Below are 12,747 nucleotides of genomic sequence, written 5' to 3'. Positions count from 1 at the left end.
GACGCCGGACTTGAGCCGGAAGAGCCGCCGAAATCGCCCGCTTTTCATGCATTTGAACTGCGCGCGCAAATCGTAAAGTCCCCGCATGCAATTGATTTTTGTCGGGAGACAAGCGGTGGTGCAGGTGAAAAGGCAGGTAAAAAATGCGGCTCTCGCCGCGGTTGCGGCGATGGCGGCGCTGGTCGCATTGACTAATACGGCGCACGCGCAGGAGATTTATGTGCACGGCGGCACGCTCGGCGGCGGCATCGGCGCCGCGTTGCCGCTCAATTCATGGACGGGCGTGCATGCGGAATTCGAAGGCCTCGGCTTCTCGCATTCGGTCAACGTCAACGAAAATGAGTACGACGGCCACTTGAAGCTGCTGCAAGGCGGCCTCTATCTCGACGTGTTCCCTTTCCGCTCGAGCGGTTTCCGCCTGACGGCCGGTGCGCTGATCAACGACGACGAACTCTCTGCCCACGCCGTGCCGAATGCGCAAGGCAACTACAAGATCGGCGACGACTATGTGCCGGCAGTCGGCCCCGCGCCGTCGGCCACGGTCACGCTGCCGCGCGTGATGCCTTATGTCGGCATCGGCTACGGTCACAAGCCGGTCTCGAAGGGCTTCGGTCTCACTTTCGATGTCGGCGTCGCCTATGGCCGTCCGCGCACGCACTACAACGTGCCCGCGATTTATTCGATGTTCACGACGCAGGCGAATATCGACGAGCAGGAACAGAAGATCAATGACAAGGTCGAGCGGTATAAGTTGTATCCGGTGGTGCAACTCGGTGTGAGTTATCGGTTCTAGACCGCAATCGCCGGCACTCCCGAGGCCGACCAAGGTACTATTACGCGTACCTTCCGTTTCCGCCCTCCATGAGTTCAGCAAGCCGCCGTATCGCGCATCTCGACATGGACGCGTTCTACGCGTCCGTCGAGCTATTGCGCTATCCGGAATTGCGCGGCAAGGCGGTCGTAATAGGCGGCGGCCGCAACAGCGCGCCCGAAACGCTCGAAGACGGCAGCCGCCGTTTTGCGAAGCTGCGCGATTACGCGGGGCGCGGCGTGGTCACCACGTCCACTTACGAAGCGCGCGCGCTCGGCGTATTTTCCGCGATGGGCATGATGAAGGCGGCCGTGCTCGCGCCCGACGCGATCCTGCTGCCCACCGACTTCGACTCCTACCGTCATTACTCGCGGCTCTTCAAGGCCGCAGTAGCGACGTTCACCGATCGCATCGAAGATCGCGGCATCGACGAAATCTATATCGATCTCACGGAACTGCCGGGCGAGCCGCGCGACATCGCCGCGCGCATCAAGCAGGCGGTCAATGAAGCCACCGGCCTCACGTGCTCGATCTGCGTGGCGCCGAACAAGCTGCTCGCGAAGATCGGCTCGGAACTCGACAAGCCCGACGGCCTCACGATTCTCACGCCCGAAGACGTGCCGCTGCGCGTGTGGCCGCTGCCTGTGCGCAAGGTCAACGGCATTGGCCCGAAGGCGGCGGAAAAACTGACGGCGCTCGGCATCGCCACGGTCGGCGATCTGGCGGCCGCGGACGCGGGTCTGTTGCAGGATCACTTCGGGCACAGCTACTCGGCGTGGCTCACGCGCGTCGCGCGAGGCGAGGACGAGCGGCCGGTCGTGGTCGAATCGGAACCGAAGTCGATGAGCCGCGAAACCACCTTCGAGCGCGATCTGCATCCGCGTCACGATCGGCCCGCGCTGTCCAGTTCGTTCACCGGCTTATGCGTGCGGGTCGCGGAAGACCTCGTGCGCAAGGGCTATGTGGGCAAAACGGTCGGCATCAAACTGCGCTACGACGATTTCCGCACGGTCACGCGCGACCTGACGCTCGAGACGCCCACCGCCGACGCCGCGGAAATACGCCGCGCGGCCACCGAATGTCTGCGCCGCGTCGAGTTGAACCGCAAGCTGCGCCTGCTCGGCGTGCGCGTGAGCGCACTGAGCCTCGCGAGCGCGCAGCCGCCGCAGCGGCGTCTGCCGGTTCAGGCGGACTTGCCCTTCACGAGCGACGAATAGGAAGCCGGCGAGGAAGCCGGCGCCGATGTACTGCCCGCGTTCGCCGCGGCATTGGCCGCCACGTTCGCACGCGCGGGCGGCGTGACGCTTTCCACACGCGACGCCGCAATCGAAAACGCAAACGTGTTGACGCCGTTCGCGCTCTGCACCGACACGCTGCCGCGATGCATCTCCGCAATCGCCTTCACGATCGCGAGACCGAGGCCGTGATTCTCGCGGCTATTCGTGCGCGATGCTTCCACGCGATAAAAACGGTCGAACAGATGTTCGAGCACCGCGGCCTCGATCGGCTCGCCCGGATTCGCGACTTCGATCCGCACCTGCTCGCCTTCACGCACGATCCTGACGCCGATCGCGGCGCCCGGCTGGCAGTGTTGAATCGCGTTCATCAACAGATTCGTGCAGGCGCGGCCGAACAGCGAGCGGTTCACCTGCGCGACGGCATCGCCATCGAGGCGCGCATGCACGCGAGCCTCTTCGAGCGGAATCTCGAGAAACTCCAGCGTATGCGCGACTTCGGCCGCGAGCGACACTTCCATGAGACCGGTCGCGCGCTCGCCCTGATCGGCGCGCGCGAGAAACAGCATGTCGTTGATGATCGCGCGCATGCGTTCGAATTCCTCGAGATTCGATTGCAGCGTGTGACGCAGATCGTCGACGGAACGATTGCGCGTCAATGCGACTTCGGTCTGGCCGATCAGAATGGTCACGGGCGTGCGCAACTCATGCGCGACGTCCGCATTGAACGACTCGAGCCGGCAATACGCGCCGTCGAGCCGCTCCAGCGCGCCGTTAAACGAATTCGCGAGGTCGTTCAACTCGTGCGGCAACGAGGCGGTATTCAACCGTTGCGAGCGATTGTTCGGACTGACGGCGGACGCATCGCGCGTGAGACGCGTCAACGGCGCAAGACCGATACGTGTGACCGAGTAACTGAGTAGCAGCACCGCGAGACTGCCGAGCGCCGACAGCGCGGCGAGCGCGAAGCCGAACACGCGCATCGTGCGAATGTTCGGCAAGTAGCTCGATGCGACCTGCAACTGCATCGGCGGACGCGTCGAATAGCCGGGAATGGAGACGGTGGTGGTGAGCATGTCGTCGCCGCCGCCCGCCGGTTTGACGCGCGCGTAGCCGCCGGGCCAGCTCTTCACGATCGTCCCTTCGATCGGTTTGCCGTAGTTGTAGGACGGCTCGATGCTCGTGACCGCGTACACGGTGCTGCGGTCATGCGGCGTCATGTCGGTGAGCTTTTCGCGCGACATGCGCCATTTGTCAGGCGTCATCCCGTGATTGCAGATCAGCCGCGCGATTTGCGCCCGGTCGTCGAGCGACTCGCGCAAATGGCTTTCGAGCTGCGAGCGCAACACCGCAAAAAGCCCCGCGCCAATGACCGTAAATACGAACAGCGCGACGAGCGCGAACATCAGGGCGAGGCGTCGCGCGATGGAACGGTTCATGACGGCTCCCCGTCTTCGTGCAGTTCGCGCGCTTCGCGCACTTCGAGTACATAGCCCATGCCGCGCACGGTATGCAGCAGCTTCGACGGAAACGGGCCGTCGAGCTTCGCGCGCAAGCGCTTGATCGCCGTCTCGACCACATTGGTATGACTGTCGAAGTTGACGTCCCACACAAGCTCGGTGATGGCCGTCTTCGACAGAATATCGCCTTGTCTGCGGGCTAAAACGCTCAGTAGCTGGAATTCTTTCGCGGTCAGATCGAGCCGTACGCCGTCACGCGTTGCGCGCCGCCCGATCAGATCGACAAACAGATCGCCGACCGAAATCAGCGTTGATTCCTGCGAACGCGTGCGGCGCGCCAACGCATGCAGACGCTCGACGAGTTCGAGAAAAGAGAATGGCTTGGTGAGGTAGTCGTCCGCGCCTTCGCGCAAACCGCGCACGCGGTCGTTCACGTGATCGCGCGCGGTCAGCATGATGACCGGCGTGGACTTGCGCATGCGCAGCGCCTTCAGCACGCTAAAGCCGTCGCGCTTGGGCAGCATGACATCCAGCACGATCACGTCGTAATCGAACTCGGTCGCCAGATACGTGCCCTCCTCGCCGTCGAGCGCGACGTCCACGACCCAGCCCTGCTCCGTCAAGCCGGAGCGCAGATAGTCCACGACCTTGTGCTCGTCTTCAACGATCAGCAACTTCATGCGCGTCCCCTAGTGTCTGCATTATACGAAACGCCCTGCATTGCCTGCTCCCGTGCTTGCTCGCTTGTTGCGCCACGCTGCACCGCGCGTTACTTACTGCGCAGCGGCGCGCGTTTGCGCGTCATGTTGCGCGGCGCCCGCGTCCGCGCCCGCGAGCGCGGGGTCCGCGTCCCAGCCGCCGCCCAGCGCCTTCACGAGCGCCACCGACAACGTCATCTGCTGCCCGCGAATCTGCGCGTCCTGGCGCTTGCTGTTAAGCAGCGACTGCTGCGCGGTGATCACGTTCAGATACGCGACGAGGCCGCCGGAATAGCGGTCGTTCGCGAGCCCGAGCAGGCGCTCCGAGTCCGCGACCGCTTCTTCCGATTGCTTCGCCGCGCCGTCGAGCACGGCAAGACCCGTGATGCCGTCCTGCACCTGCTGGAACGCGTTGAGCACCGTCTGCCGATAGTTGGCCTCGGTCGCCTTGTAGCCTTCGCTCGCGAACTGCACGTTGGCCGCGCGCCGGCCGCCGTCGAACAGCACCTGGCCCGCAGCGGCGCCGAGCGTCCACATCAGCGTCGGCGCGCTCAGCAGACTCGCGAACTGCGTGCTTTCCCAACCGATGCCCGGCGTCAGCGTGAGGCTCGGAAAAAACGCGGCTTTAGCGACGCCGATCTGCGCATTGGCCGCCGCCATCGCGCGCTCGGCGGAGGCGATATCGGGCCGGCGTTGCAGCAGATCGCTCGGCACGCCGAGCGCGATGGCCGGCACCGGAAAGCTCAACACTTTCGGTTCGATCGCGAATTGCGGCGCGGGCACGCCGACGAGCGCGGCAATCGCGTGCTCGTATTGCGCGCGCTGGTTCAACAGCAATTGCGCCTGCACACGCGTGGTATCGAGCAGCGACTTCTGCTGCAATACGTCGAGGCCCGACACTGCGCCGAGGTCGTGTTCGGCGTTCACGTAGTCGAGCGCTTTCTGTTGAAGCTTCACCGATTGATTCAGCACGTCGATCTCGGTGTCGAGTTCGCGCAGCGAGAAGTAATCGGTCGCGACCTCGGTGGTCAGCACGAGCCGCGCGTTGGCGAGATCGTCCGCCGACTGTTCCGCGGATGCCGCCGCGCCTTCCACCTGACGACGTATGCGGCCGAACAGGTCCGTGTCGTAGTTGATCGTCGGGCCGAGTTGCAGATTGTTTTGCACCGTCGACATGGTCGGCAGCGCGTAGTTGGTGCGCGGCCTGTCCGCCGAAATGCGAAAGCGCGACGCGGATGCCGCGAGGTCCACTTCGGGAACCTGCTGCGCGCGCGTATTGGCAAGCGTCGCTTTAGCCTGCTCATAGTGCGCGCTGGCGGCGACGAGCGTCTGGTTCTGCGCGAGCGCCTGCGTTTCGAGCGAGGCGAGCGTGGCGTCGCGATAGACGTTCCACCAGTCCAGATCCATCGGCGCATGCGAAGGCGTCGCAACGCGCCAGTATGAATCCGTGTTCCATGCAGGCGGCACCTCGGCCTGCGGCCGCTTGTAGTCCGGTCCAACGGTACAGGCAGCAAGCATGACCGCGCTCGCCACAACAGCCGTCATCGCCCCCGCGGCTGCAAACCCGCTCACTGCGCGGCTCGCGCGTTGCGGCTTCACGACGCCTCCTTCCCGCTCTTTTGCGGCTGCGCGATCTCAACATGATCGCCGTCCGCAATCGAATCGCTCGGGTTGATGACGACTCTATCGTTCCCGTCGATGCCGCTTTCTATCTCGAGCGTCTGGCCGAGATCCTGCGCGATCACGATCTTGCGCAACTGCACGTTGCCCTTCGCATCGACCACGGCAAGCCGCGGACCTTCGGCGCGAAACAGCAATGCATTGCCGGGCACCATCCATTCGGCGCGCGCCACCGAAGGCAGCGCGACCTGCACATACGCGCCGGGACGCAGCGTGTTGTCCGGATTCGGCAACGTCACCTCGACTTGCAGCGAGCGAGTGGGCACGTCGATCGCGCCGGAAATGTGCGTGACGCTGCCATGAAACTGTTGACCGGGCAGCTCGGCCTGCGTGACGACCACCTTCTGTCCGACCGATACGTTCTGCGCATACGCCTGCGGCAATTGCACATAGACGCGCAGCGGGTCCGACTGCGCAAGCGCGAACAACGCGCGGCTCGTGCCGCTGCCGGCGTCGATCAGATCGCCGACATCGACATTGCGCTGCGTGACCACACCGGCAAACGGCGCGACGATCCGCTTGAACGATTCGAGCTGACGCAAGCGCTGCACGTTCGCATCGGCGGCGGCGAGGTTGGCGACGCTCTGCGCGTATGTGCTTTGCCGCTCGTCGAGTTCCTGCTGCGAGACCGCATCGCGTTGACGAAGCTGCTGCCAGCGTTCGAGCGAGCTCTTTGCAAGCGCGAGGCTCGAACTGATCTGCTGACGCTGCGCCGAGGCCTGCGCAAGCTCCTGATCGATCTCGGGCGTATCGAGTTCCGCGAGCAATTGGCCCTGCTTCACGCGCGTGCCGATGTCCGCATACCAGCGCAGCAGATAGCCGGTCGAGCGCGCATAGATCGGCGATTCGACGCTGCCGCGCAGCGTGCCCGGCAAGGTCGTCGCACCGCCGCTTTCGGCCGGCGTCGGGCTCACTACGTTCACGTATTGCGTGGCGTTCTGCTTCGTCGTCTGCTCGACGGCGCGGTTTTGCATCAGGTTCGCGATCACCGTGCGCAACGCGCCGAGCGCGAGCAACGCGAGCACGATGAAGATGGCGATCTTCGCGCGCTTCCATTCGCGATTACGCGGCGGCAATGCGTGGCCGCTTTCCGTCTCGCGCGACGGAATCGCCAGCGATGCATGAGTTTTTTCGGTCATCTCAGTTGGCCATCTCGGTTAGCTAGCTCCGTGAGTTGAGTAGCCGGTTTCTTGACGTTTTCCACGATTCGCTGTTCACGCTCAGGCTTTAGGCCGGCTCGCCGGCACTACCGCTTTCGCCTGCGCTGTTGCCGTCGTCTTCATGGTCGTTGCGATGACGACGCGCGAGGCGCGTATGAATGCCCGCGAACACGAGCGGCACGAAAAACAGCGTGGACACCGTTGCAAACAGCAATCCGCCGATCACCGCGCGGCCGAGCGGCGCGTTCTGCTCGGCGCCTTCGCCGAGACCGAGCGCCATCGGAATCATGCCGATGATCATCGCGAACGCCGTCATCAGCACCGGACGAATGCGGCTCGCTCCCGCTTCGAGCGCGGCGGTCAGCGGCGGCGCGCCGGCCGACAGGCGCTGACGCGCGAACGCGACCATCAGAATACTGTTGGCGGTGGCGACGCCCATCGTCATGATCGCACCCGTCAGCGCCGGCACACTCAGATGCGTGCCCGTCAGAAACAGCATCCATACGATGCCGGCCAGCGCCGCAGGCAAAGCGCTCACGATGATGAGCGGATCGACCCACGACTGGAAATTCACCACGATCAGCAGATAGACGAGCACGATCGCCATCGCCACGCCGAGACCGAGACCCAGGTACGAAGTGCGCATCGTTTGTACCTGGCCGCGCACGGTGATCTGACTGCCGCGCGGCAGCGTCGCGCGCGCTTTCTCGACGAGCTTGTCGACCTGGTTCGCGACGCTGCCCAGGTCGCGCTTGTCGACGCTCACATAGAGGTCGATCACGGGCCGGATGTTGTAATGCGTGACGACCGCGAACTGGTTTTGCGGTGATACGCGCACCAGATTGCCGAGCAGTTGCGTCGGCCCCGTTGACGATGCCGAGACCGGCGTGCGCAACAGATCGTCGATGGAAGAAATGCGGTACTGCGGCGTTTGCACCGCCACGTTGTACTCGACGCCGTTGCGGTCGTTGTACCAGAAGCCCGGCGACGTCTGCGAGCTTCCCGATAGCGAAACGAGCAGGTTTTGCGCGACATTGCTCGCGGTGAGGTTGAGCTGCTGCAAACGCGTGCGGTCCATTTGCAGGTTGATCGCGGGTTCGTCGAGCTTTTGCTGGATGTGCGTATCAACCGTGCCGGGAATCAGGCGCACTTCTTTCAACAGCTTGCGCGCGACGTCGAAATTGCCTTGCTGGTCCGCGCCGGCAATCTGCACGTCGACGGCCGCGGGCAACCCGAAGTTGAGAATCTGCGTGACGATGTCGGCGGGCTGGAAGAAAAACTCGACGCCCGGAAAACGCTGCGGCAGCATCGCGCGCAGTTTGTCCACGTAGACTTGCGTCGGCTCGTGGCCTTCCTTCAACGCGATCTGGATTTCGCCGTCGAGCGTGCCGATCGTGCCTGCATTGCTGTATGAAAGATTGATGCCGCTATACGGCAGACCAAGATTATCGAGGATCGTGCCGAGTTCGTTCGCGGGCACCACTTCGCGGATCACCTTCTCGACTTCGTCGGCAAGACGCGCGGTTTCCTCGATGCGCGTGCCGGTCGGCGCGCGCATATGCAGGCGGATATTGCCCGCGTCGACGCTCGGGAAAAAGTCTTCGCCGAGCACGAATGCGAGTCCCATCGAGACCACGCAGAAGCCGAGAAATATGCTGCCGAAGCGGCGGCGGCGCACGAGCAGGCTGCTGAGAATCACAATGTACGCAGCGCGCATGCGCTCGAAACCGTTGTCGAAACGCCGGTAAATGCGCTGGAAAAGACCGGGTTTTGCAGCGGCTTTCGGTTTGTGCGCGTGGCCCATCAGCAGCATCGCAAGCGTCGGCACGAGCGTGCGCGACAGAATGTACGACGCCAGCATCGCGAATACAACGGCTTCCGCGAGCGGCACGAACAGGTAGCGCGCCACGCCGGTGAGGAAGAACATCGGCACGAACACGATGCAGATGCACAGCGTGGAGACGAGCGCGGGAATCGCGATTTCGCCGGCGCCTTCGAGAATCGCATCGTGCAGATTGGTGCCCATATGCAGATGCCGTTCGATATTTTCGATCGTCACCGTCGCATCGTCGACGAGAATGCCCACCGCGAGCGCAAGGCCGCCAAGCGTCATGATGTTGATGGTCTGCCCGAGCGCATGCAGTGCGATCAGCGACGAGAGAATCGACAGAGGAATCGAAATCGCGATGATGCAGGTGCTGCGCCAGTTGCCGAGGAACAAGAGAATCATCGCGGCCGTGAGCGCGGCCGCCACCACCGCTTCGTGCACCACGCCCTGCACCGCCGCCTTCACGAATACCGACTGGTCGAACAGCGCCGTGATGTTCAGGTCCGGCGGCAATGCCGCGCGCGCCGCCGGCAGTAAACCGTGCAACGTATTGACGATCGACAGCGTCGACGCACTGCCGTTTTTCAGCACCGAAATCAGCACGCCGCGATGACCGTCTTGCCGCACGATATTCGTTTGCGGCGAGAAACCGTCGCGCACGTGAGCGACTTCTCGCAGATAAGTCGTCGCGCCGTTCACCGTGCGCACCGGAATGTCGTTCAGACCTTCCAGCGTCGACGGCGAGCCGTTCATGTTGATCGTGTATTCCTTCGGTCCGATCTTTGCCGTGCCTGTCGGCAGAATCAGGTTTTGCGCGTTGAACGCGCTGACCACATCGAGCGGCGTCAGACCTTTGGCGAGCAATGCGCGCGTATTGAGGTCGACGGAAATCAGCCGCGATTTGCCGCCATACGGATAAGGCACGGCCGCGCCGGGAATCGTCACGAGTTGCGGCCGCAGGAAGTTCAGCGCGGTATCGTTGAGTTGCTGCTCGGAGAGCTTCGTGCTCGACAGGCCGAGTTGAATCACCGGAATGCTGGACGCCGAGTAGCTGATCACGAGCGGCGGCGTGGCGCCCGGCGGCATCTGCTTGAGTTGCGCCTGCTCGACGGCCACGGTCTGCGCGATGGCGGTCTGGATGTTCGCATTCGGCTGCAGAAACACCTTGAGGATCGTGATGCCCGCGAGCGAATTCGACTCGATATGCTCGATGTCGTTGACGGTCGTCGTGAGACTGCGCTCGTTCACCGAGGCGATGCGGTGCGCCATGTCCTCCGCGGACAAGCCGTTGTACGTCCAGATGATGCTGACGACCGGGATGTTGATTTCCGGCAGCACGTCGACCGGCGTGGTGAACAGCACAAAAGGCGTCGCCAGCACAATCAGAATGGCCATCACGATGAACGTGTATGGCCGCTTAAGCGCAACGTTGACAATCCACATGAAACGCGCCTGAAGAAGTGCAGGTCACTGCGGCTGAGCAGCGGGAGGTGGGCGAACTGGCGCTTATGCTAGATCGCCTGGACCAACACCTGCATGGCGCCAAAATGGCGGAATTGTCAGGAAGCTTATCGTAAGGAAAAAGCGTTGACGGGCGGCCCTTTTCGAAAATCGGGCCGCACTTTTATTTCAGTTTGCCTACGCGCTTTTCATGTTTTCACTCGCGCGCTCTGCTTGCTCTACTTGGCGAACAGCGACGACATATCGGCGAACGCCTTGAATTCGAGCGCATTGCCCGACGGATCGAGGAAGAACATCGTGGCCTGTTCGCCGACTTCGCCCTTGAAGCGCACATGCGGCTCGATGATGAAGTCGATGCCCGCCGCTTGCAGCTTGTCCGCGGCGGCCTGCCATTGCTCCATCGAAAGCACGGCGCCGAAGTGACGCACCGGCACCGCGTCGCCGTCGACCTTGCTCGTCTGGCGATGCCCCGCTTCTTCCGGCGCGAGATGCGCGACGATCTGGTGCCCGTAGAAATTGAAATCGACCCATTGGTCCGAGCTGCGGCCTTCGGGGCAACCCAGCAATTCGCCATAGAACTCGCGCGCGGCGGCGATGCTATGGACGGGAAACGCGAGATGGAACGGCGGCAAGGTGGTGTGCGTAACGCTCATGATGTGGAACTCGCTGGAGATGATGCGATGGACGATGGAGATTGACTCGTCAAGTTTAACCACAAGCAAAAGTGATCGGAAACGATATATATTTGAGCTGACCATCACCGGAATCGATCAGTCGAAACATGCTTGCAGAACTTAGAACCTTGATTGCCGTTAGCCAGTACGGCACGTTTTCCGCTGCGGGCGCGCGGATCGGGCTCACGCAGTCGGCTGTCAGCGCGCAGATGCAGCGGCTCGAAGAGGAACTCGGGTTTGCTCTGTTCGACCGCACGGGCCGCTCCGCGATACTCAACGACGCCGGCCGGGAAACGCTCACGCTCGCCGAGGAAATCATCGCGCTCTATGCGCGGCTTTCCGAACGCGGCGCGGTTGCGGCCGAGAGCGGCATGCTGCGCGTGGGCGCGATTGCATCGGCGCAAGTGTCGTTTCTCGCGGACGCGCTCGCGCGTTTCCGCGACGACCGTCCGGGCTGGCGCATTCGTGTCGTGCCCGGCGTATCGCTGAATCTGCTCGGCCAGGTCGACTCGGGCGAACTCGATCTCGCCGTCATCATCAAGCCGCCGTTTGCGCTGCCTTCGGAACTCGAATGGCGCACGCTCGTCACCGAGCCGTTCGTGCTGCTCGTGCCCAAAGTGCTCGCGCGCGGCAAGCGCGGGTGGCGCGAACTGCTCAAGAGCGAACCGTTTATCCGCTACGACCGCAGCTCGTTCGGCGGGCGGCTCGTCGACCGTTTTCTGCGGCGTTCGCGGCTGAACGTGCACGACGTACTCGAACTGGACGAGTTGCAGGCGATCGCGCAGATGGTCGCGCGCGGCATCGGCATCGCACTGATTCCCGACACGGCGGGCCTCGGCAAGTGGCCTGCGGGCGTCGCCGCGTTATCGCTCGAAGACGCGACGTTTCATCGCGAGATCGGGCTCGTGCAGCGTCCGCGGCATAGCCGGCAAGCGGTGGCGGATGCACTCGCCGATTGCATCGGGAATGCGGCGCAGGGATAACAACCGCGCGCGGCTCATGCCCGATTGTGCCGATCAGCGCTTCATCAACTGTATCTGTGCGGTCGATGCAGCAGCGCGCAAAATCGTGATTCCTCTGGCCGCCCGCGAGTCTTAACTGATGACGCCCACCGCTTTCCTCACCGCCGATGTCCTGATCGCCTACAGCGCCTACTTCGTCGGCACCGCAAGCCCTGGTCCGAGCAATCTCGCGATCATGTCGCTTGCGATGAGCGCGGGCCGCCGTTCGGCGCTCACGTTTGCGCTCGGCGTGGTGTCCGGATCGTTCTTCTGGGCGCTGCTGGCGTCGCTCGGTTTGTCGGCGTTGCTCGCCACCTATTCGGAATGCCTCGTCGCGATCAAGATTGCGGGCGGCGTCTATCTGCTTTGGCTCGGCTTCAAGTCGGCGCGCTCCGCGTTGGCGCCCGCTACGTTGCCCGCTGGCGACGCGCGACAGAACGAACCGCTCAAGCGGCTCTATCTGCGCGGCCTGTTGCTGCATCTCACCAATCCGAAAGCGATTCTCGTGTGGATGTCGATCGTTTCGCTCGCGATGTCGCCGACGGGCGGCGCGCATACCGCGCCGGTCGTGCTCGGCTGCATGGCTATCGGCGTGTCGGTGTTCAGCAGCTATGCGCTGCTGTTTTCGACGGCATCCGCGCGGCGCGTGTATCTGGCGATCCGGCGCTGGCTCGACGGCTCGCTCGCGATCATGTTCGGCATTGCGGGCTTCAAACTGCTGACGTCGAAAAGCTAACGC

General features: G+C 63.3%; 10 protein-coding genes. 4 read left to right on the top strand and 6 right to left on the bottom strand.

What is annotated here, in order from left to right; translation table 11 throughout:
- Positions 1–85: 85 nt before the first annotated feature.
- Both P0D87_RS24605 and dinB read left to right on the top strand, forming a co-directional pair.
- Complete coding sequence (locus P0D87_RS24605) at positions 86–793, top strand: hypothetical protein (protein ID WP_216649111.1); 708 nt, start codon at positions 86–88, stop codon at positions 791–793.
- A 68-nt stretch (positions 794–861) separates the two neighbouring features.
- Complete coding sequence (gene dinB, locus P0D87_RS24600; protein ID WP_044021003.1) at positions 862–2,028, top strand: DNA polymerase IV; 1,167 nt, start codon at positions 862–864, stop codon at positions 2,026–2,028.
- On the opposite strand, the gene P0D87_RS24595 is transcribed toward dinB, so the two are convergent.
- The 6 genes from P0D87_RS24595 to P0D87_RS24570 form a co-directional block, all read right to left on the bottom strand.
- Entirely contained in the window at positions 1,995–3,485 is a 1,491-nt protein-coding gene (locus tag P0D87_RS24595; protein ID WP_053859497.1) for a heavy metal sensor histidine kinase, read from the bottom strand. The genes dinB and P0D87_RS24595 overlap by 34 nt on opposite strands.
- The gene (locus P0D87_RS24590; protein ID WP_006049300.1) at positions 3,482–4,186 is read right to left on the bottom strand and encodes a heavy metal response regulator transcription factor; all 705 of its coding nucleotides are present in this window, start codon (positions 4,184–4,186) and stop codon (positions 3,482–3,484) included. Before P0D87_RS24590 ends, P0D87_RS24595 begins: the two co-directional genes overlap by 4 nt.
- A gap of 93 nt (positions 4,187–4,279) precedes the next feature.
- Positions 4,280–5,749, bottom strand: a complete 1,470-nt coding sequence (locus P0D87_RS24585) for an efflux transporter outer membrane subunit (protein ID WP_408637069.1) — start codon at positions 5,747–5,749, stop codon at positions 4,280–4,282.
- Between the two features lie 50 nt (positions 5,750–5,799).
- Positions 5,800–7,023 (bottom strand): efflux RND transporter periplasmic adaptor subunit, encoded by a 1,224-nt coding sequence (locus P0D87_RS24580; protein WP_006049298.1) that lies wholly within the window; start codon positions 7,021–7,023, stop codon positions 5,800–5,802.
- 88 nt (positions 7,024–7,111) lie between these two features.
- The gene (locus tag P0D87_RS24575) at positions 7,112–10,315 is read right to left on the bottom strand and encodes an efflux RND transporter permease subunit (RefSeq protein WP_006049297.1); all 3,204 of its coding nucleotides are present in this window, start codon (positions 10,313–10,315) and stop codon (positions 7,112–7,114) included.
- A gap of 236 nt (positions 10,316–10,551) precedes the next feature.
- Complete coding sequence (locus tag P0D87_RS24570) at positions 10,552–10,986, bottom strand: VOC family protein (RefSeq protein ID WP_029966336.1); 435 nt, start codon at positions 10,984–10,986, stop codon at positions 10,552–10,554.
- A gap of 128 nt (positions 10,987–11,114) precedes the next feature.
- On the opposite strand from P0D87_RS24570, the gene P0D87_RS24565 reads away from it, so the two are divergent.
- On the top strand, positions 11,115–11,990 hold the full coding sequence (locus P0D87_RS24565) for a LysR family transcriptional regulator (RefSeq protein ID WP_029966338.1): 876 nt from the start codon (positions 11,115–11,117) through the stop codon (positions 11,988–11,990).
- 118 nt (positions 11,991–12,108) lie between these two features.
- Entirely contained in the window at positions 12,109–12,744 is a 636-nt protein-coding gene (locus tag P0D87_RS24560; protein ID WP_053859498.1) for a LysE family translocator, read from the top strand.
- Positions 12,745–12,747: the final 3 nt, after the last annotated feature.

The organism is Paraburkholderia sp. RL17-368-BIF-A (assembly GCF_046054045.1).
Classification (GTDB): domain Bacteria; phylum Pseudomonadota; class Gammaproteobacteria; order Burkholderiales; family Burkholderiaceae; genus Paraburkholderia; species Paraburkholderia graminis.
This window is presented reverse-complemented; position numbering and strand designations above follow the sequence as displayed.